Genomic DNA, 19,962 nt, shown 5'->3' with positions numbered 1-19,962 from the left:
TGCCGTGAAACTCTGCTGGGCCTGGCGGCCAGCGGCAAATGGAACGGGCCAAGGCAATCCAACTGGCAGCAGTCGCCCGATTAGTTGAGACCGAGTGCCGCTCCTTGCGTACCCTCGAACGGAACTTCGCTGTCGACGATGTCCGCTTTCAGGCAATGGCGAGGGATGCTGAGCGGCTGATATGCGGCGCAAAGCGGCTATTCGCGGCTCGCCATCTGGAGGTCGGGTCACCTTGCATCGTTCCGACTTGCCTTCAATGCCTGAGAAGGGGCTGATCGTTAAGAGTTTGACCGCTCAAAGCCACTCCAGGCGCCGGCCGTCCAGCCTGAGCAGGCGGTCCTGCGGCACGTCCATGCTGACCGCATCTTGTTCGGACATCCCCAGTACCAAGCGGAACATTACGCGCATTACGCCACCATGGGTCACGCAGACCGTCTGGCGATCGAGCGCGTCGAACCACGGCTTCACCCGTTCGAGCAGCATCTGATAGCTTTCGGCGCCTTCGCCGGGCGGCTGGAAATTCCATTTGTCGAGCCGGCGGCGCCTGGTCGAACCAGGATTGTTCGCCTCGAGTTCGGCAAAAGTGAAACCCTGCCAGTCGCCAAAGCTCAATTCCACGAGCAGCGGCTCGGTACGATAGGCGTGCGGATCGAGCTTCATCGCCGCGCGCAGGCGCTCCATCGTCTCACGCGTGCGCCGCATCGGGCTGGCGACAAAGTCGAAATCTTCGGGCTTGTCGATGAGTTCGGCCAGCCTGCGCCCGTTGCGGCTAGCCTGCTCGCGGCCAAGCTCGTCGAGGTCGGTATCGGCCTGCCCCTGCAGCCGGGCCTCGGCGTTCCACGCCGTCTGGCCGTGGCGCACGATATAGACGAGCGGGTACATCAGGTCTTCCGGAAGAGGTCAGGCGGTGGCGTCAGTCCTTGACCGTCGAAATATCCGGCGCGTCGACCGCCTTCATGCCGACGACATGATAGCCGGAATCGACATGATGGATCTCGCCGGTGACGCCACGGGAAAGGTCGGACAGGAAATAGACGCCGGAATCGCCAACCTCCTCCTGCGTGACCGTCTGCTTCAACGGCGAATTGTATTCGTTCCATTTCAGGATATAGCGGAAATCGCCGATGCCGGATGCGGCAAGCGTCTTGATCGGGCCGGCGGAGATCGCGTTGACACGGATCTTCTTGGCGCCGAGATCAACGGCCAAATAGCGCACGCTGGCTTCGAGTGCCGCCTTGGCGACACCCATGACGTTGTAGTGCGGCATCACCTTTTCCGCGCCGTAATAGGTCAGCGTCAGCAGCGAGCCGCCGTCGGTCATCAGCGCCTCGGCACGTTTGGCAATGGTCGTGAAGGAATAGACCGAAATATCCATGGTGCGCAGGAAATTATCGCGCGTCGTCTCGACATAGCGGCCGGTCAGCTCGTCCTTGTCGGAAAAGGCGATAGCGTGGACGAGGAAATCGAGCTTGCCCCAATGGCTGGCGATATCGGCGAACACCGCATCGAGGCTGGCCGGGTCGGTCACATCGCAATGGCCCGCTACATGCGCGCCCAGTTCCGCCGCGAGCGGCTCGACACGTTTCTTGAACGCCTCGCCCTGATAGGTCAGCGCGATCTCGGCGCCGTGATCGACACAGGCCCTGGCAATGCCGTAAGCGATCGAGCGATTGTTGGCGATGCCAAGGATAAGGCCGCGCTTGCCGGCCATAAGGCCCCGTTCACCCGCCATGTCAGCGCTCTCCGCAAGGTTCTCTGCTTTGTGGAGTGCCTATCGCACAGCCACAGTGCCCCTTCAAGCGTTCAAAGCGGACAGTTCGGGGGACAAAGCCGCTGGTCTACAGAGCCGCGCGTCCTTTTGGGCGCGCAAAGGACGCTGTAGCGCTTTGACCTTGCAGTCGTGGGCCAGTGGAAAAATCCGACGCCAGTATCGGTGTCACGGCGGAAGATGACCCTTTGGCGGAAGTTTCGTTGGCCAGCGGCCGAAGTCGCACTCATGACCCCGAGCCGACTTCCATACTTTGGGCCGTGGACGACCGCTTTGCGGTGCGCCGGGAGCGGACGTCTGGGCTTAGGCCGTCGAATGTCTGCCTTTGGACAAAAAATTTGACGTTGAGTCCGCCAACCCACAGGCGAGAGGTCCTGAGCAGCCGTCGCACCTTCCGGCGATCGCCGCTCAGTAATTTGTGCTCTGTCATACTTTTGATAGTATGCCCTGTCAGCGAGGGTGACATGTCGCATAAGAGCCGAGTTGATGTTCCGAAGGCGGGGACTGGCTCGCGCCTTCCGATCGGCAAAGGGTTGACGGATGACGGTGTCGAGACCCGTCACGAACGGCGCATACTAACCGCTCTTTGCTACGATCTCGTAGGCTCCACCGAGCTGCTGGGCCTGCTCGGCATCGAAGATTTTGAGGAACTTATCTTGGCGTTTCAAATGGCCGCCAAGGAAGCGATTGTATCGTGCTCCGGAACCGTGACGGTCGAGGTCGGCGACGGCGGCGTCGCTGTGTTCCCAGTCGATCTGGGTGCGAAGGATGCGGCGTCGCTGACGATCAGCGCCGGACTTGAGATCGTCAGGGCGTGCAAGCTCCTTGCCGCGGAGAAAGGGTGGAGCGACCTGCATGTAAGGGTCGGTGTGGCGACCTCGATGACGCTGATCCTGAAGGGCGACACCGCTGTAGCGCAGGACACGGTAACCGGCCCTGCATTTGCGCTGGCAACCAGGCTGCAGGCAATTGCCCGGCCGGATACCGTCGTCGTGTGCAACGAGACGCGCAATCTGGCACGGCGCTCACACGTATTTAGCTTCTACGGTTCTCACGTCATCAAAGGCTTCGCGCAACCCGAGCAGGTCTGGCAGGCGCTGAGTCACAAGCGGGGGGTAGACCGCTTCTCCGCGTTCGGACGCCTCACCAGTCCCTTGGTCGACCGTACGGATGAGGCCGAGCTGATCCACGAATGTTGGAATGAGGCCGTTTCGGGACGTGGCCAAGTCGTAGTGATCGAGGGCGAGGCCGGCATTGGCAAGTCGCGCATCCTACACGAGGTGCGCCGGCGAACGCGTTTCCAACGCAACAGGTTGCTCCTCTTCCAATGTATGCCAGGCGACTCGCGTTCGACGCTGTATCCACTGCGGCAGGCGATGCTGGGCAATTTCGACGATGGCGAGCGTGCACTCACCCCTGCGCTTGTAGCAGAGGTGTTCGCAGCACATGACATTCACGACGCCGAAGTCGTCGACATCTTTTCTTTTCTGCTCGGCGTGGAAGGCGCGAGGTCCGGTTTCCATGAGATGGATCCGGAAGTGATCCGAGAGAAGGCCGGTTGGGCTGCGCGCCATGCGTTACAAGCAACGTGCGCCAGTGGCCCAGTGATCTTGATCGTTGAAGATATTCACTGGATCGACCTTACGTCGAAGCAACTGCTGGGTGAACTTGCAAAACTGGTTCCTAGTTGCCCCGTGCTCTTGATCGCAACGACGAGGCCGGGATCTGGCGACTGGCTGGACGAAAAAAGCAAGCATGTCCTGCTCGCTCCCCTTGAGCATGCCGACACCTTGCGGGCAATCGCGACGATGTGGCCTCAAGGCAAACGAGCGCCCGCGCCTGAGCTGATAGAGTTGGTCGAGCGCGTCACCGGCGGTGTACCCCTGTTCATCGAGGAGGTTTGCCAATGGATGGCGGAGAATGCCGCTAGCGGTACTGAGCACCTGCCACAGGGTGTTTCGCTCGGCCGCGCGGCGGTGTTGGAAACAGTGTTGGACGCCCGGCTCGAGCCTCTCGGCCGCGCCCGCGAGGTGGCGCGCGCGGCCGCCGTCGCCGGCAACAGATTCAGCCTGGACTTGCTGTCGGCGCTCTTGCCGGAATTTGACCCGGGCACAATCTCTGCGGCGCTCAATGCCCTGGCCGAGGCTGGCTTCATACGCGCCAGGCATGCAGCGGCAACAGTGTACGCGTTTCGGCATGCGCTTATCCAAGAAACGATCTATAGTGGAACACTGCGGAAACGGCGCCGGATCCTGCATCAGCGTCTTTATGCGGTGGCTAGTGGCAACCGCAGCCTCGTTGGCTGGCTAACAACGGCAGCTCTTGCAGATCATGCTGAGCGAGGCGGCCTGCTTGACGAAGCGATCGGCGAGTTCGTCAATGCCGGCATGGAAAGCTCGTCCCGCTCGGCTATGGCTGAGGCAAGGCAGCTGCTCGAGCACGCCATTGCGCTTTGCGGGCAGGTTTCTGATCATGACAAACGGGATGCGCTGCGGCTCTCGGCGATGGTTGCGCTCGGGCCGATATTGACCGCTGTCGAAGGGCCAAATTCCGAGCATGCCCGCAGGCTCTACGACGAAGGCGTAAATTTCGCACGGCGTCGGCCGATAGCGGAGCGCGCCAAGTGGTTCCCGATCTATTGGGGTTGGTGGTTCACGGGTTCGGTCGTTGATGGCGAGCGGGCGCAGGCCGTCGTCAGTGATCTAAAGGAGGTTAACGACCCCGAGATTCAGCTTCAGGCTAGGCACTGCTTGTGGGCAGTCGATTTCAATCGCGGAGACCATGGTGGATGCATAGCCGCGGTTGATGCTGGATTGCCGCACTATGACGTGGGCCAGGGGCACGCGAATGCCACGCGTTTTGGGGGGCACGACGCGCGCGTGTGCGGCTTGGCGCATCGTGCACTGTCGCTGTGGTTCTCGGGACGTGCAACGAGCGCTCTCCGCTCCATGTCGGAGGCCCGCCGCTGGGCTCAGCAGACTGGCCATGTCAGCAGCATTGCGCATGCCTGTATCAACGGCGCGATGCTGAGTTGCTATCGCCGCGACTTCGCTTCGTTGCGTGACGTGATTGAGGATCTGCGGCAGCTGACCGCGCTTCATCACCTGCCTTCGCTAGTCGTCTCGGCACAAATCTTCGAGGGCTGGTGCGATGGCAACGCTGGCCACCTCGAGCGGGGCAAGGACAAGATGCGTGAGGCCCTCGGCCTGCATGGACAAGTGCAGACACCTGAGGACGAGCCCGTCTATTGCGGCATGCTGGCGGAACTTCTCGCGCGCTCGGGTGAGATCAGTGACGCGCTTGCCCTGCTTCATTCGGCGGTGGCGCAGGCCGAGGCGGGTGGCAGTCGATATTGGCTGGCGGAACTACACCGGCGAATTGCACAACTTCTCGTCCTTGACGGCGCGGCAGCTGGCCAGGTGGCATCTGCCCTTGAGAAGAGCCTCAATACTGCAGCCGAGCAAAATGCCGTGCCCATCCTCATCGCGGCCTACGAGACGCTCAGCGCGTCAAATCTCTCGCCCGTACTGTTTCGGAGCTACAACGACCGTGTCGAAGCGGCAAGGAAGTCGATTGAGCCCGGCGAACCGCTGATCGTCAACCCTGAGCCGGAACTGCGGGCCAGCCGATAGTGGAACAATATGAGCGCCTTGGTCCTCCGGCAGACGAAGCGCTGACGTATCTGATGTCGATGCGACAAGCGTTGGGAATCACCCGTATTGCGGACATTACCGGCCTGGACCGTCTCGGCATCCCGGTCGTGCAGGCAACGAGGCCGTTCTCGTTTTCAAACGCGGTCGCGCAGGGAAAGGGTGCCAGCCTGGCTCGCGCTGCCATATCGGCCATTTTGGAATCCGCTGAGAGCTTTTTCGCCGAGCGCATCGAATATCTTGATGCAGCTTACGCTTCGGCCAGGTTACTCGGGATACCCTACGGGCGATTTGAGACGTGGCTGCGAGAGCCCGCCCCTGCTGATTGGCGCGGCCGAGAAATCGCTTGGATGGAGGCGGAGAACCTGCTGGGCGGCGGCCGCGACTTCGTTCCGCTGGAATTGGTGCACACGGCCTATCTCGTACCGCCCACCCCCTGTGACGGAATTTTCACGCCAACGACAACCGGACTGGCGGCCGCGCTTGATGAAGCAGACGCCATCATACACGGCATATTGGAATGCGTCGAACGCGATGCGATCGCCCGCGCTCTCAAGACGCATGGTTTTCTGCAACACCAGCGAATCGATCCAGCGACCATCGATGACGCAAGGGTCGTGGCCCTTTTGGATGAACTTGCACGAAAGGACATGATCGTCGGCCTTTGGTTTGCGCCGTCGCCTGTTGGCCTGCCTGTGATTTGGTGCCATCTGATGGAGAGCAATCCTCGCGAGACGGCATTGCTCCATCTGCCGGCCGACGGCTCGGCCGCTGCATTCGATCCGGCGGCAGCTGCCGTCCAAGCGATCCATGAGGCGGCGCAGGCGCGGCTTGCGGCGATCTCGGGTGCGCGCGACGACATGACCCGGGCGTCTTATCCGAAATATCCCGACTGGCAGCTTATCGAGGCGCACCGCCAGCTGATCATCGGCGGCCGCAAGGACGTGAGTTTCGCCCGCCAGCCTGCCGATCGAGCGGCGAGCGGGCAGACCTTGCGTGGCAGTCTTCTCGCACGACTGGAGGAAAGCGGAATCAGCGCGGTGTATCTGATCCGCCTCAACACCAGCCCTTGGAACCGACTGTCGGCCGTCAGGATAGTTATCCCGCAATTGTACCCTTTAGTGGAGTGACCGGATGCGACCTCGGCTCGTTTTCACCGGCCCCACGCTACCGCATCCAGAGGCACAGCAGGTGGCCGACGTTATCTGCCTGGCACCTGCGGTGCAAGGCTCGATCATAGCCGCGGTGCAGCGTTATGACCCGGCTGCAATTGTCATCATAGACGGCGCTTTCCAGGCTGAGCCGGCAGTGAGGCACAAGGAAATACTGTGGGCGATCAGCCAGGCCATCCCGGTGATTGGTGCTGGAAGCATGGGAGCCCTGCGAGCCGCCGAGCTTTACCCGTACATGCACGGCGTTGGCCTTATCTATCGATGGTACCGCCGCTTTGCTTTCCTGCCTGATGACGCAGTGGCAGTGCTGTACGGTCCGAAGGCGGTGAATTTTTCGCCATTAACGCACGCTTTGGTTGATTTGCGAATGACCATCCGCGCCGCTTTGAGGCGGAACCTGATCTCCACCGATTTGTCAGGAAAGCTTGAGAACGCGGCCCGGAACCTCAATTTTAGGGAACGTACGCTGTCGCGAATGGTCCGCGAGGCATTACCGGAAGCCGGTGACCATGATATCGAAGCCTGCCGGCAAATTCTCGCAGGGGCTTTCGTTCAGCAAAAGAAACGCGACGCACTGTCAGCTATGCAACTCATGCACGAAAATGCATTCGTGCCGGCGGAATTGAAGAGTTTCAGAATGACGGTCGCGTTTGCCCAAGATTTGGAGGACGCCGGCTTAGCAATCTGACGACAGAGTTGCCGGTGATACCTGGTGCAATTTACGAAGTGCAGGCTTCGTGCTAGTGTCGCCGACTATGAGAGGGGCCGCGCAGTTGAACGCGCTCGATGTCGCCGGTCGGGCGGGGATGTCGGCTGGAACACGCTTCCTGCTATATCCACAAGCGCCTTACGTTTCTGGTTACGAGAAACCCGAGGTGGTCTGGATTTCAACATCGCCTGGTTTGATCCATGCGGGCCCGGAGGATCATCGTATATACGTGCGTGATCCCGTGCTGGACAAGCAGCCGTACGAATATCCCTACCTGCCGCCCTTCGTCGGCGCGTATTTTCCACCAGCCGAACCCGGCTTTGATGGTCATTTCGACCAGCTCTCTCTTCAGTCGCGTCAGTTCCTGGCAGCCCATGCGTTCGCGGCTGCGAGCCGGGTGCTCGACATCTGGGAAAGCTATCTGGGCAAACCGATTATCTGGTACTTCGCCGAAACATACGAGCGGCTTGAGATCATTCCCTGGATTGACTGGGAGAATGCGCAATCGGGGTATGGCTATCTGGAGCTTGGCCGCGAGCGCGGAGCCGACGGGCACGGCCATCCGTACGCTCTCAACTTCGACGTGATCGCGCATGAAATAGGTCACTCCATACTCTTTTCTCTCTTCGGGATGCCCATGAAAGGCCTGCAGGACGGCGACTTCGGGCCGTTCCACGAAGCCAACGCCGATCTTATTTCGCTGCTTTCGTTCCTGCATTTCGACAGCGGGATGGATCGATTGTTACGGCATAGCCAGGCAAACCTGCTTGTCCTCAACGAGCTCAACCGCATCGCCGAATTGACGGGCGACCGCCAGATCCGCCTTGCCAGTAACTCACGCAAGATGACGGAAGTGACCGAAGAGATTCATGACAGGTCTCGGCCATTCACGGGAGCGGTGTTCGATACCCTGGTCGATCTCTACCACGCCGGCCTGGTGGGGCAGGGCCTCGCCGACGAGCGCCTGCTTCGCTTCGACATCAGACAGGTTGGCGAGGCCGACATGCAGAACATCTCTAACTTCACGGGCGATGCATTCCGGGCCCGTCCGTTCCTCTTCAAGACCGAGCTAATCAAGGCGCGCGACGATGTCGCGCTTTCGCTCGCGCGCGTGGACGCGCCTCGATGCCGATCATCTCACATTCGCAGTCGCAGCCTCCACCATCATCGAAGTGTCCGAACGCATCCGCCCGGCGATAGCGGCAAGCTTCGAAGAGAACTTCAGATGGCGGGAAATTTTATGAAGCAACGGATAGAGGAGCGCGGAAATGAGTGCCGACTGTCAAAGGCCCACACTAACCTTCCCACAGAGCGCGTACAATGCAACTCAGGTCAGACTCTATGGTATTTCCCCAAACGGAAGCGAATTATTGCTCCCCGGAGAGGAGAAAAGCATTTCGGGGGATCAATTCGATATAGCCGTAAAATCTACAATGGATGACCTCAGTAACAATGAAAAGATTAAAGAGCAATTCCAATATATTAGCCAAAAAGGTAAGCTTACAGATGGTCAAGTAGCCAATTTAATAGCTAAAAGCTCTAGTATATTTCCAGATGGTATTGGATATGCAACACAAATATCTTTGGACATACGAAAGTTCGGATTAATTGTAATTTCAAGCGTAATTTCACTTAACGAAATGGTGAAACAGGAAGCGCCCCTATCATGCGGCATCATCGTGGGTTATTCGTATGAAGGTCATTGCTATGACCTTCCAAAGCCAAAAATCATGCTTATTCCTGCCGCACCTCAACCCATACCTATTGACGACTGCGGATTTGATAAGAAAGCTGACCCTAACGACCGAAATTCAGCAGACAATTATCTTCTCTGGATCGTCGACAAGCTTGATGAGTGCGTGGAATTCGAAATGAACCAGGGGTTCGTCGAACAGATCGTTCTCGATGCAAATCTGCCCGGCAAGCGCTCGCCCACGATGTATGCTTCCCGGATGATGATGGGGCACCGCGGGGGAAGACTCGGCGACTGATAGACGCGAGTGCGCGCATGACCGATCGCGAGTTGTGGTCGGCTACCCCAGTGGCGCTGGTTGCTCGTGTCCTGTCGATAATCGACGGCATGAAACCACTCATGTCCGCGTTTCACACATGATATCAGCGCCGGCCTTTTCGACCGTCAGCTCTTTCGCCGGCGCATCAGCGCCTCGAGCTCGGCGTCGCCGCCTTCCGGCAGCATCAGTCGCACATGCGCGTAGAGATCGCCGTGACCGCCGGCCTTTTCCGGCAAGCCCCTTCCCTTCAGCCGCAGAACCTTGTCCGAGCTCGACCAAGGGGGAACATTGACCGCAATCCTGCCGGTCGGGGTTTCGACCGCCACTTTGGCGCCATGCACCGCATCGGCCAGTTCCACCGGCAGGTCGACATGCAGGTCGCGGCCCTCGACGCGGTAGCGCGGGTGCCGGCGGAAACGGATCTTGACCAGTGCATCGCCCGGCTGCCCCGGTCCTTGCTCACCCTGGCCTTTCAACCGGATGGTTTGGCCGTCCTCGACATAGGCCGGCAGCTTGACCGCCACCTTGCGGCCGTCGGGGAACATCGCCGTCACCTTCTGGGCGGTTGCGGCCTCCTCGATAGTGACGTCCAGCGTGACGTTGAGGTCGGCTGCGGTCGGCATCCGGCGGCCGGCGCCCATGCCGGCTCCGCGCTGCTGGCTGAAAGCATCGCCGAAGATCTGGCTGAAGATGTCGCTGTTGCCGTCGAACGGATCACCGCCGGGACGGCCGGTGCGGAATTCGAAATGCGCGCCGCCCGGCCCTTGCTGCCGGCGGAAACCGGCGAAAGGATCGGCGCCGCCAGTCGCGCCTTCGAACCCCTGGAACCGCGGTTTGCCTTCGGCGTCGATCTCACCGCGATCGAAAGCCGCTCTGTTCTTCTCGTCACCGACGATCTCGTAAGCCTGGTTGGCGGCGGCAAAACGCTCCTTTGCCTTGGGATCCGGATTCTGGTCCGGATGGTACTTCTTGGCGAGCTTCCGGTACGCCGATTTTATGTCCTTGGCCGATGCGTTCTTGGCAACGCCCAGCACCTCATAGGGATCGCGCATGCTTACTGCCCTGGAGAAGGAGTGGTTCCATGATCGCCTCCTATATGCGCTTGCATAGGAAGAAATTCCAGTGGCTTACCACTATGTCTCCGGCGGAAAATCAGAGCGCCTTGAAATCCTGCATTCGCCAGGCGCTGCCGCCGGCCAGGCATACTTCGCCTTTGAACAGCGCGACGCCGTCGAAGCTCTCGCGTGAAGCGGTGAAGCGACGGCATGTCTCGCCGTTAGCCCTGAATTCCGCGAGCTCGGTGATGGAGCCGCGCGAGCCGGTATCGGCATTTGCCCACGGAACGGCCTGCCCGGCCAGTTGCTCAACGTCGGCGGAGGACACGGCGTTGCGGATCGTGGCCTGGTCGGAGGCGCGGTCCTGATCGAGCGGCGTGACCGAGGCCGGCGTGCTCGAGGTCAGTATCGAGCGGTCGACCTCCGTCTGCTCCAGACTGAAGCCGCCCCCGCCACAGGCGGTAAGCGGCAGGATGATTGTCACGATCATGGCTTTGGCGCTGGCCGAAGCGATAACGCTCCATTGCCCACTGTCAAAAGCTCGCGCGATACGCGACAATCGGCAATCTCCCCAGCCGGCGATAAATTTGAGAAAACTATGAGCGAAACCGGGTTAACAAGCAGTGACTTTACCGAGGCGGCGGAACCGTTCCGGCTTTTTGCGGCGTGGCTCGACGACGCGACGAAGAGCGAGATCAACGACCCCAACAGCGTGGCGCTGGCGACGGTCGACGCCGAGGGCATGCCGAATGTGCGCATGGTGCTGCTCAAGGGCTTCGACGAGGGCGGCTTTGTCTTCTACACGAACTTCGAGAGCGCCAAGGGCCGCGAGATCCTGGGCAGCATGAAAGCGGCAATGTGCTTCCATTGGAAATCGCTGCGCCGACAGGTGCGGGCGCGCGGCCCGGTGGAGATCGTCACCGACGCCGAAGCCGATGCCTATTACGCGACGCGCCCGCGCGGCAGCCGCATCGGCGCGTGGGCCTCCAAGCAGTCGCGGCCGCTGGAAAGCCGCTTCGCGCTGGAAAAGGCGGTCGCCGAATATACGGCGCGCCACGCGATCGGCGACATCCCGCGGCCAAAACACTGGTCGGGCTTCCGCATCGTGCCGCAGACGATCGAGTTCTGGCACGACCGTCCGTTCCGGCTGCACGACCGTGTCGTCTTTTCGCGCAACGCCGAGGGCGGCTGGGACAAGGTTAGGCTTTATCCGTAGAGGACGATGCGGCAATCCTTGACGAACCACTTTGGTTCACTCCTCGCAAGGCGATTTTGCGGGTGCCAGCGACGTAGAGGCTGTCGTTAGAAAATACGTTAAATCCACCCGCCAGGCATGAGCCATAAGCGAATCCGCTGGACCAAGCGGGCGTTGCGGCGGCTTGATGAAATCGGCACGCATGTTGAGAAGGACAATCCCGAGGCGGCCGCGAGGACCATTGCGCGTATCGTAACGGCGGCGGAACATCTCACCGAACAGCCGGCGATGGGGCGCATCGGGCGCATCAAGGGGACACGGGAACTCGTCTTGGTCGATGTGCCGTATGTCGTCCCTTGTCGCATCGACGGCGAAACTGTCGAAATCCTCACCGTCATGCACGCCGCGCAGCGCTGGCCGCAGACCATGTAAGTCGCATCGAGACGCAGGAGATCAGGCTCCTGCGCGACCCATGCCGGGCTATAGAGACCTGGCGTTTCCAATTCCCACGATCACGATCTCGTGTGCGTGAAACGTTCCAGCGTGCCGGAACGAACCAGGAAAGGGCTCAACGCGCCGCTGGCGCAAATTCAGGAGGAAGCAATGCATTCACTCAGGTTGGTCACGATGGCCGGTCTTGCCGGCTTTTTCGCTTCGCAAGCCTTTGCGGAGGACGCGATGGGGACAATGACGATGATGAAGGGTGGGGAGGTCATGGCGATCATGCCCGATGGGCATATGGGCACCATGATGCCCGACGCGAAGATGAGCGCCGAAATGATGAAAATGGCGAAACCGATCAAGCATTGCATGATGTTGATGACCGACGCCAAGGGCAAGACATTCATGATCGACACGTCTTCGGCAAAGGCCCAGGCCGAATGTAAAAAAATGGCGATGTGACAAAGAGAGCATGGCGAAACCGCCCGCCGGTTGCTGCCGGCGGGTCCACGATGCGAGACAAGGCCAGATGGTCTAGGCCTTTTTCCTGGTCATGAAGGCCGTCAAGGCGGCGCGGGCCTCATCGGATGTGAGCCGCTCGCGGAAATGCTGGCTTTCCTTGCCTATGCGTTCGACAAGCTCGTCGCGCGAGCCGCGCATCAGGTCGCGCGCGATCCTTAGCGCTTGCGGCGGTTTGGCAGCGACTTGGCCCGCCGCCGCCAATACCGATGCTTCGAGTGCCTCTTCCTCGACCACCTCGTAGATCAGCCCGGCGGCCTTGGCGCGCTCGGCCGAAAAGCCCTCGCCGAGGCCAAGCAGCGCGAAGGCGCCTTGCCGGCCGAGGATCTGCGGTGCGAGCAGGCTCGATCCTGCCTCCGGCACAAGGCCGAGATCGACGAAGGGCGTCCGGAACATTGTGCGCGGCGTGGCGAAGGTCAGGTCGCAATGCAGGTTGAGCGTGGTGCCGATACCGACCGCAATGCCGTCGACGCCGGAAACCATCGGCTTCTCCGCTTTGGCCAGCGCCATCAGGAAATCCCAGACTTCGGTACCGCCTTCGCCGCCCGAGGCGACGACCATGAAATCGGCAAGGTCGTTACCGGACGAGAAAGCACCGGGCACGCCGAGAAAGACATGGACGCGGATTGCCGGATCGGCGTCGCCGTCGGCAAGAGCCGCCGACATCGTGGCGTACATGGCGCGGGTCAGGGCGTTCTTCTTGTCCGGACGATTGATGCGGATGATCTGGATGGCACCCCGGCGTTCGACGAGGATGTGGTCTGTCACGGATTGGTCCTTTGTGAATTTCGGGCCTTTGTGAATTTCGGCGCGTGCGAACGTCAGGCTGAAATCAGCGCTTTGCCGGCAACGGCAAGGCTGTCGGCGCCGCCGACGACGCGCTCCTTGAGCGCGCCCACTTCGCCAAGCAGGTTCTCGGCGAAGAACCGACACAGCGCGATGCGGCTTTGGTCGGCAAGCGCGCCGCGCGCCAGATAGGCGCCGCCGGCAGCAAGCGAGATCAGCCTGAGATAAGGTGTGGCGCCCGCCAACGCCTCGTCCGGACGGCCTTCGGCCTGCAGGTCTTGCAGGGAACGGCTCGCCTGTGACAGGTCATCAAGCGCCTGGTCGAGGCGATCGGCGGTGCGGCCAAAGCCTTCAAGGTTCGACGCTCGCACCGCATCGGCGACGGCCTTGAGCTCAGCGATGTAGCCATGCACATGCTGACCGCCGCCGAGCGGCAGCTTGCGCGTCACCAGATCGATCGCCTGGATGCCATTGGTGCCTTCGTAAATGGGTGCAATGCGCGCGTCACGATAAAGCGCCGCTGCCCCTGTCTCCTCGATGAATCCCATGCCGCCATGCACCTGCAGCCCAAGCGAGGCGACCTCGACGCCAACATCGGTGGAAAACGCCTTGGCCGGCGGCGTCAAGAGATTGGCGCGCTCCTGCCAGTGCTTTGCATCCTCGCTCCGCGACGCGAGATCGATGGCGTGGGCGCAGGAATAGCAGATGGCGCGGGCAATCTGGGTCAGCGCCTTCATGGTCAGAAGACTGCGCTGGATGTCGGGGTGATGCACGATCGGCGCCATGCCGGCACCGCGATAGCTCGCCGCCTTGCCTTGCCGGCGGTCGTTTGCATAGGCGAGCGCCTTTTGCATCGCCGCCTCGGCGACCGCCACGCCCTGCATGCCGACGGCAAGGCGCGCGTTGTTCATCATGGTGAACATGCAGGCGAGGCCCTTGTTCTCCTCGCCGACCAGCCAGCCGATCGCGCCGGGCGTAGCGCCTTCGAAGCCATCGCCATAGATCATCGTACAGGTCGGCGAAGCATGGATGCCCAATTTGTGCTCCAGCCCGGAGCAGAAGACGTCGTTGCGTGCGCCCAGCGCGCCATCGTCGCCGACCAGGAATTTCGGTACCAGGAACAAAGACAGGCCGCGCGTGCCGGGCGGTGCGTCCAGCAGCCGCGCCAGCACCAGATGGATGATGTTGTCGGTGAAATCGTGCTCGCCATAGGTGATGAATATCTTTTGCCCGAAGATGCGGTAGGTGCCGTCGCCGGCCGGTTCGGCGCGGGTTCGCAAGGCATTCAGGTCCGAGCCTGCCTGCGGTTCGGTCAGGTTCATGGTGCCCATCCATTCGCCGGAGACCAGTTTTTCCAGATATTTGGCCTTGAGCGCCTGCGAGCCATGCTTGTCGAGTGCTTCGACCGCGCCCATGGTCAGCGTCGGGGCGATGCCGAACGCCATCGAGGCGGAGTTCCACATTTCAAGCGCGGCGACGCCGAGCATGGCCGGCAGCGCCTGGCCGCCATACGCTTCCGGCGCCGACAGCGCATTCCAGCCACCGCCGATCCAGCGGCGATAAAGTTCTTTCCAGCCGGGCGGGGTAGTGACGGCAGCGCCTTTGAGCACCGCGCCGTGCCGGTCGCCGATCGTGTAAAGCGGCGCCACCTCTTCGCTGGCGAAGCGGCCGGCCTCGGCCAGAATGGCGTCGACGAGGTCCTCGCCGAGTTCGCCAAAGGTGCCGGCATCGAGCGCCGGCTTCAAGCCGGCGACATGCTTCAGGGTGAAGGCGATTTCCTCGACCGGTGCCCGATACATGGCGCTCGCTCCTCCTCCGTCCGGCCGCCCTCAGTCCGGAAGGTCTACTTAAGACCCGTGCCGAGGCAAAATCATCTGCTTTCGGCTTCCCTGGCGAGCTTCTTTTTACGTAAACGTCAAACTTTGTCACGCGGATTTTGCCAATTGCTGCGACGCAGGCTAAATTCGCCAAAAGCCGGGATAAGTTCGACCGGCGGAATCAGTAATACCGGATCGGACCGCCCGTGCTCGCCAGACCTGACGCCTATCGCTGCATCGAATGCGGCCTGCCCTACCGGGCGACCGGTTTTTGCTATCACGAAGGTAAGATGGAGAACGGAGCAGCCTATTGGTCTGATCGCGGCATATTGTGCTCGCCGCAATGCTCGCTCGCCCATCACCGTAAGCGCGAGACGGCAGGAACGCTGTCGCAAGTGCCGGCGCCCGACCCGTTTCAAACCCGCTCTCGACATTGACGACCATCAAAACCATCGACGGAGAAGCTGTCCGAGCCGTGGCGTCCCCGGGCCGCGATCGAGAGCATTTCCTTAACCATGGCGGTTCAGGATTTGGCTTTGGCCAGCAAGGATCTGCTGCTTGAAAACGCCGGCGCGCCCCCTTGTCCGCTCAGCGCTTCTCCTTGTCGCGGCGGCGATGACCCTGGCGCTGACGCCGGCAAAGGCCTCGGATTTCTCCGAACCTTGGAAGGATGCGGACCGGGCACTGGTCGTCGACGCCTACGAATACAATTCCATCGACTGGACCCGGCTAGCCGCCGACAAGCGTCTTGTCGGCTTCATCAACAAGGCATCGGACGGAATGCCGCCACCCTATTTCTGTTTCGGAGACGAGACCGAGCTGCGGCTGTGCAAGACGCTCTGGAAACGCCATGCGATGGCACAGGAACTGTTCCAGACGCGCAAGGTGGTGGCCAGGGCACTGGGCCTGAAATGGGGTGCCTATCATCTCGCCCGCCCCGGCAACCCCGTGGGACAGGCCAATAATTTCATCAATTTCGTGAAACCCGGGCCGGATGACCTGCTTGCCCTCGATATCGAGGACGATGATCCCACCCAATGGATGTCGCTCGAGGATGCCGAGGAATTCGTGCGCCATGTGCATCGTCGGGTTGGCCGCTTTCCGGTGCTCTACACCAACGGCACGACAGCCAGGCATATCGCCGACAACAAGTATAAATACCCGCTCCTGTCCCGGCTGCCGCTGTGGTATGCGCGCTACAAGCCAGACATCGGTCTGCATTTTCCGATGGGCAACTGGCAGGGGTATGCGCTCTGGCAGTTTTCGGCGCGAGCAAATTGCGGCCGATTCCGCTGTCCCTACCGGGTCGCGGGCACACCCAACGATATCGACGTCAGCGTCGCGCCGATGAACGCGACGGAATTGCGCGCGCAGTGGCCGTTCGGCGGCCTGATCGACGTGCAGCCGGATTATCTCGCCTTGATACCGGTGCCGCTCTCACGCGAGGCGGGGCTCGCCGGCACTGCCATGACCTACGCCACCGTGGCAGCACCCCCGAGCCTCGAGCAACTGGTCGCGGTATTTAGAACGCGCTTGGCCAAATTCAGCAGCGGTCTTCAAATGCCTACGGCCAAGACGGCGCCGAGCCTTCCCCGCGGGATTGCCGAATATGTCGCCTGGACGCGAAACGAAAAGCGTGCGGCATCGGACCCTGGAATTGTCTCCGCCGCCGGTGCGGTCAGCACCGTCTCGACCGAATTCTACCGCGGCCTGCACTGAAGCCGGAGGCCGCCTGAAGCGTCACTTCGACTGCTCGCGCGCCAGTGCCAGCCAGCCAATGTCACGGCGGCAAAAGCCTTGCGGCCAGTCGATCCGGTCGAGCGCGGCGTAAGCCTTCTTCTGCGCCTCGCCGACGGTGCGGCCGGTCGCCGTGATGTTGAGCACGCGACCGCCATTGGCGACGAGTGCGCCGCCGTTTATCGCGGTGCCGGCATGAAATATCTCGACGCCCTTGCCCGCCGCCGCCTCTACGCCGCGGATGACCGAGCCCTTTTCCGGCGCTCCGGGATAACCCCTGGCCGCCATCACCACGGTGAGCGCCGCGTCGTCGCGCCAGCGCACCGAGGTGTGCGCCAGTTGGCCGTCAGCGGCGGCGTTGAGCAGGACGAGCAGATCGTCCTTCAGCCGCATCATCAGGACCTGGCATTCCGGGTCGCCGAAACGGGTGTTGTATTCGATCAGCTTCGGCCCCTTGTCAGTAATCATCAGGCCGGCGAACAGCACGCCGGAAAACGGAGCGCCTGTTTCAGCCATGCCGCGCATGGTCGGCTCGACGATCTCGCGCATGGTTCGGTCGATCATCTCCGGCGTCATCACTGGTGCCGGCGAATAGGCGCCCATGCCGCCGGTGTTCGGGCCGGTGTCGCCGTCACTGAGGCGCTTATGGTCCTGCGCCGTGCCAAAGGGCAGCGCGGTGGTGCCGTCGCACAGGCAGAAGAAACTTGCTTCTTCGCCGATGAGAAACTCCTCTACCACCACTTCCGCGCCGGCTTGGCCGAAGGAGCCGTCAAAACAGACGTCGAGCGCGGTCCGCGCCTCGTCAAGCGTCATGGCGACGGTGACGCCCTTGCCGGCAGCTAGGCCGTCGGCCTTGATGACGATCGGCGCACCTGTCTTCTCGACATACGCCCTGGCCGAAGCCAGATCGCCGAAGCGGCCATAGGCGGCGGTCGGGACGCCGTATTTGGCGCAGAGGTCTTTGGTGAAACCCTTTGATCCTTCCAGCCGTGCCGCCGCCTTTGACGGGCCGAAGACGCGAATGCCCTCGGCGCGCAGGTCGTCGGCAATGCCGGCGACCAGCGGCCCTTCCGGCCCGACCACGACGAGGTCTATTTCATTCTCGCGGCAAAACCGGGCCACCGCCGTGTGATCCGCAATATCGAACCTCACCAGCTCGGCTTCGCGCCCGATCCCCGGATTGCCGGGCACCGCATAGAGTTTGGTCAGCAGCGGTGACGCCGCCATCTTCCATGCCAGCGCATGTTCTCGTCCGCCGGAGCCGATCAGTAAAACACGCATGCCCAGATTCCTCGTCATTCCAAGACCAGGACTGCGCTATTGCGCCGCGCCCGACGGGTCAAGACATTTGGCTGCCGAAGCGCCGATTGCCCGTGGCGAGCGCGCGGGGGCTGCTTGACGCTTGACGGCATTCGCCTCTGCTGCCACTTCAGCAAAATGGAAACCGTCCAGTCGAAAGCGGCCCAGGGCCGCGTCGCCGATGCGCCGAGCGGCCACTGGGTCTATCGCGCGCTGCCGCGGCGGTTGTGGCCCTATGCGCAGCTTGCCCGGTGGGACCGGCCGATCGGCTGGCAATTGCTGCTGTGGCCATGCTGGTGGTCGGCTGCACTTGCCGCGAGCGCCTATCCGCGTCCGACGGATCCGCTGCTCTCGCTGCTGCCGTCGCCGTGGTACCTGCTGCTGTTTTTTCTCGGTGCGTTCGCCATGCGTGGCGCCGGCTGCACCTACAACGACCTGGTCGACGAGGACATCGACAACCAGGTGGAACGCACGCGCTCGCGGCCGCTGCCGGCCGGCAAGGTCACGCGCCGACAGGCCTGGATGTTTGTTGTCCTGCAGGCACTGGTCGGCCTCGCCGTGCTTTTGCAGTTCAACAGCTTTGCCATCTCGCTGGGCATCGGCTCGCTGGTCATCGTCGCCATCTATCCTTTCATGAAGCGATACACCCATTGGCCGCAACTGGTACTCGGCCTTGCCTTTTCCTGGGGAGCGCTGATGGGATGGGCGGTCGAGTTCGGCGATCTTGATGGGCCGCCAATTATGCTCTACATCGGCTCGATTCTGTGGGTGATCGGCTACGACACGATCTATGCGCATCAGGACAAGGAAGACGACGCCATCGTCGGCGTGCGCTCGACGGCGCGCCTGTTCGGCGATAACACCAAAGCCTGGCTGGCCGGGCTTTATGGCGGAGCGCTGGTCTGCTTCGCCATTGCCTTTGCCTCGGCGCAGGCACCGGTGCCGGCGCTCGCCGGGCTGATCGCCGCCGGCGCGCATATGGCGCGGCAGATCGCCGTGCTCGACATCGACGATCCGGACCAGTGCCTGAGGCTGTTCAGATCGAACAACCAGGTCGGCTGGCTGATCTTCCTCGGCCTGATCGGCGGCGCGGCCTGGGTGACGCTGAAGCCGCTGGTTTAGCTACTCCCGCGAAATAAGCTCCTCGCCGCCGATGACCAGCCTGAGGCCGAGATCGCCGGCGCGGCGGCGGGCGAGGAAGCGCGGGCGGCGCATGGTCGAGACGCGACCCTTGCGGCGGTCCTGCGCCGGCAGCGCCTTGATGGCGGCGCCAAGCGATTCTTCCAGCGTGCGGGCAATGCCGTCGGCCTCGATCAGCAGCATGGGCAGGCGGTAGGCGTCGGCCCAGGCGCGCCAGTCGGCGGCGACGTCATCGAGATCGTCGGCGACCAGCAGCGGCACCGACAGCATCGGGTCGTTGTGCAGAAGCTCGAGCGTCACTGTGACATTGCCATCCGGATCCTCCATGGCGCGGGCGGCGACGCCGCGAAACGCGTTGGCGGGCAGAGCGATGATCGCCGGCACGCCGCTCATCTCCAGCGTGCGGCGGATAACCGCGCCGCGCTGGTCGATGGTGAAGGTAACGTCGCCATAGTCGTCGCGAGTCGCGTAGCTCACCACCTGCGGCAGGCGGAATGGATCAAGGCGCATGTTGCGCCCGGCCCAGACTGGCTTCAGTCCAGTGTTCATGTCGTGCCTTTCCTGTTTCTCCTGAGAGCCGGTGTTTCCGGTTCTCCGGGCCGGTTTTCCCAGCCTCGTTGTGGAGAAACATTAGCGCGAGCTTCTTATCCTCGCGCTTAAGA

The 19,962-nt window shown here is 61.8% G+C and carries 19 protein-coding genes; 11 read left to right on the top strand and 8 right to left on the bottom strand.

Going from position 1 to position 19,962, the window contains the following annotated elements:
- Nucleotides 1-294 precede the first annotated feature (294 nt).
- Together NKI79_RS10625 and fabI are read right to left on the bottom strand one after the other, a co-directional pair.
- On the bottom strand, nucleotides 295-882 hold the full coding sequence (locus NKI79_RS10625) for a histidine phosphatase family protein (RefSeq protein ID WP_352801445.1): 588 nt from the start codon (nucleotides 880-882) through the stop codon (nucleotides 295-297).
- 31 nt (nucleotides 883-913) lie between these two features.
- Complete coding sequence (gene fabI, locus NKI79_RS10620) at nucleotides 914-1,732, bottom strand: enoyl-ACP reductase FabI (protein WP_352476656.1); 819 nt, start codon at nucleotides 1,730-1,732, stop codon at nucleotides 914-916.
- Nucleotides 1,733-2,232: 500 nt separating this feature from the next.
- Between fabI and NKI79_RS10615 the strand changes: the two genes are divergently transcribed.
- The 5 genes from NKI79_RS10615 (at nucleotide 2,233) to NKI79_RS10595 (ending at nucleotide 9,290) form a co-directional block, all read left to right on the top strand.
- The gene (locus NKI79_RS10615) at nucleotides 2,233-5,400 is read left to right on the top strand and encodes an ATP-binding protein (protein ID WP_352801444.1); all 3,168 of its coding nucleotides are present in this window, start codon (nucleotides 2,233-2,235) and stop codon (nucleotides 5,398-5,400) included.
- Nucleotides 5,400-6,548, top strand: a complete 1,149-nt coding sequence (locus NKI79_RS10610) for a YcaO-like family protein (protein WP_352801443.1) — start codon at nucleotides 5,400-5,402, stop codon at nucleotides 6,546-6,548. The genes NKI79_RS10615 and NKI79_RS10610 overlap by 1 nt, the downstream gene beginning before the upstream one ends.
- Nucleotides 6,549-6,609: 61 nt before the next feature.
- Nucleotides 6,610-7,278 carry a TfuA-like protein gene (locus NKI79_RS10605; RefSeq protein ID WP_352801442.1) on the top strand — a complete coding sequence of 223 codons (669 nt, stop codon included), beginning with the start codon at nucleotides 6,610-6,612 and terminating at the stop codon, nucleotides 7,276-7,278.
- 85 nt (nucleotides 7,279-7,363) lie between these two features.
- Nucleotides 7,364-8,740, top strand: coding sequence for a gluzincin family metallopeptidase (locus NKI79_RS10600; protein WP_352801441.1), 1,377 nt, complete (start codon nucleotides 7,364-7,366; stop codon nucleotides 8,738-8,740).
- Nucleotides 8,733-9,290 (top strand): hypothetical protein, encoded by a 558-nt coding sequence (locus NKI79_RS10595; RefSeq protein WP_352801440.1) that lies wholly within the window; start codon nucleotides 8,733-8,735, stop codon nucleotides 9,288-9,290. The genes NKI79_RS10600 and NKI79_RS10595 overlap by 8 nt, the downstream gene beginning before the upstream one ends.
- Before the next feature lie 146 nt (nucleotides 9,291-9,436).
- Here the strand turns inward: NKI79_RS10595 and NKI79_RS10590 are convergent, their stop codons facing one another.
- A complete protein-coding gene (locus tag NKI79_RS10590) occupies nucleotides 9,437-10,363 on the bottom strand; it encodes a DnaJ C-terminal domain-containing protein (protein WP_254818426.1) in 927 nt (308 codons plus the stop codon).
- A gap of 100 nt (nucleotides 10,364-10,463) precedes the next feature.
- On the bottom strand, nucleotides 10,464-10,925 hold the full coding sequence (locus tag NKI79_RS10585; RefSeq protein ID WP_352801439.1) for an RT0821/Lpp0805 family surface protein: 462 nt from the start codon (nucleotides 10,923-10,925) through the stop codon (nucleotides 10,464-10,466).
- Nucleotides 10,926-10,964: 39 nt separating this feature from the next.
- On the opposite strand from NKI79_RS10585, the gene pdxH reads away from it, so the two are divergent.
- The 3 genes from pdxH to NKI79_RS10570 all read left to right on the top strand — a co-directional run bounded on the left by pdxH (nucleotide 10,965) and on the right by NKI79_RS10570 (nucleotide 12,464).
- The gene (pdxH, locus tag NKI79_RS10580; RefSeq protein WP_352463866.1) at nucleotides 10,965-11,582 is read left to right on the top strand and encodes a pyridoxamine 5'-phosphate oxidase; all 618 of its coding nucleotides are present in this window, start codon (nucleotides 10,965-10,967) and stop codon (nucleotides 11,580-11,582) included.
- Nucleotides 11,583-11,699: 117 nt separating this feature from the next.
- Nucleotides 11,700-11,993: a type II toxin-antitoxin system RelE/ParE family toxin gene (locus NKI79_RS10575; RefSeq protein ID WP_352801438.1), complete on the top strand. Its 294-nt coding sequence runs from the start codon at nucleotides 11,700-11,702 to the stop codon at nucleotides 11,991-11,993.
- 171 nt (nucleotides 11,994-12,164) lie between these two features.
- Nucleotides 12,165-12,464 (top strand): hypothetical protein, encoded by a 300-nt coding sequence (locus NKI79_RS10570; protein ID WP_352801437.1) that lies wholly within the window; start codon nucleotides 12,165-12,167, stop codon nucleotides 12,462-12,464.
- Nucleotides 12,465-12,536: 72 nt separating this feature from the next.
- On the opposite strand, the gene NKI79_RS10565 is transcribed toward NKI79_RS10570, so the two are convergent.
- Together NKI79_RS10565 and NKI79_RS10560 are read right to left on the bottom strand one after the other, a co-directional pair.
- Nucleotides 12,537-13,289, bottom strand: a complete 753-nt coding sequence (locus tag NKI79_RS10565) for a crotonase/enoyl-CoA hydratase family protein (protein ID WP_352801436.1) — start codon at nucleotides 13,287-13,289, stop codon at nucleotides 12,537-12,539.
- 53 nt (nucleotides 13,290-13,342) lie between these two features.
- Nucleotides 13,343-15,106, bottom strand: coding sequence for an acyl-CoA dehydrogenase family protein (locus NKI79_RS10560; RefSeq protein ID WP_352801435.1), 1,764 nt, complete (start codon nucleotides 15,104-15,106; stop codon nucleotides 13,343-13,345).
- Between the two features lie 224 nt (nucleotides 15,107-15,330).
- Here NKI79_RS10560 and NKI79_RS10555 point away from each other — a divergent pair, with 224 nt between their 5' ends.
- The gene (locus tag NKI79_RS10555; protein WP_352701618.1) at nucleotides 15,331-15,561 is read left to right on the top strand and encodes a hypothetical protein; all 231 of its coding nucleotides are present in this window, start codon (nucleotides 15,331-15,333) and stop codon (nucleotides 15,559-15,561) included.
- 121 nt (nucleotides 15,562-15,682) lie between these two features.
- Complete coding sequence (locus NKI79_RS10550) at nucleotides 15,683-16,843, top strand: glycoside hydrolase family 25 protein (protein WP_502909804.1); 1,161 nt, start codon at nucleotides 15,683-15,685, stop codon at nucleotides 16,841-16,843.
- Between the two features lie 21 nt (nucleotides 16,844-16,864).
- Here the strand turns inward: NKI79_RS10550 and purD are convergent, their stop codons facing one another.
- Entirely contained in the window at nucleotides 16,865-18,142 is a 1,278-nt protein-coding gene (gene purD / locus NKI79_RS10545; RefSeq protein WP_352801434.1) for a phosphoribosylamine--glycine ligase, read from the bottom strand.
- A 156-nt stretch (nucleotides 18,143-18,298) separates the two neighbouring features.
- Here purD and ubiA point away from each other — a divergent pair, with 156 nt between their 5' ends.
- Nucleotides 18,299-19,282, top strand: a complete 984-nt coding sequence (ubiA, locus tag NKI79_RS10540; protein WP_352801465.1) for a 4-hydroxybenzoate octaprenyltransferase — start codon at nucleotides 18,299-18,301, stop codon at nucleotides 19,280-19,282.
- Here ubiA and NKI79_RS10535 read toward each other — a convergent pair whose 3' ends face one another.
- Nucleotides 19,283-19,849: a DUF6101 family protein gene (locus NKI79_RS10535; RefSeq protein ID WP_023674094.1), complete on the bottom strand. Its 567-nt coding sequence runs from the start codon at nucleotides 19,847-19,849 to the stop codon at nucleotides 19,283-19,285.
- Nucleotides 19,850-19,962: the final 113 nt, after the last annotated feature.

Source organism: Mesorhizobium sp. M0340 (genome assembly GCF_040321535.1).
Classification (GTDB): domain Bacteria; phylum Pseudomonadota; class Alphaproteobacteria; order Rhizobiales; family Rhizobiaceae; genus Mesorhizobium.
Note: the sequence above shows the minus strand (reverse complement) of the source record. Positions and strands in the feature narration are given on the sequence as shown.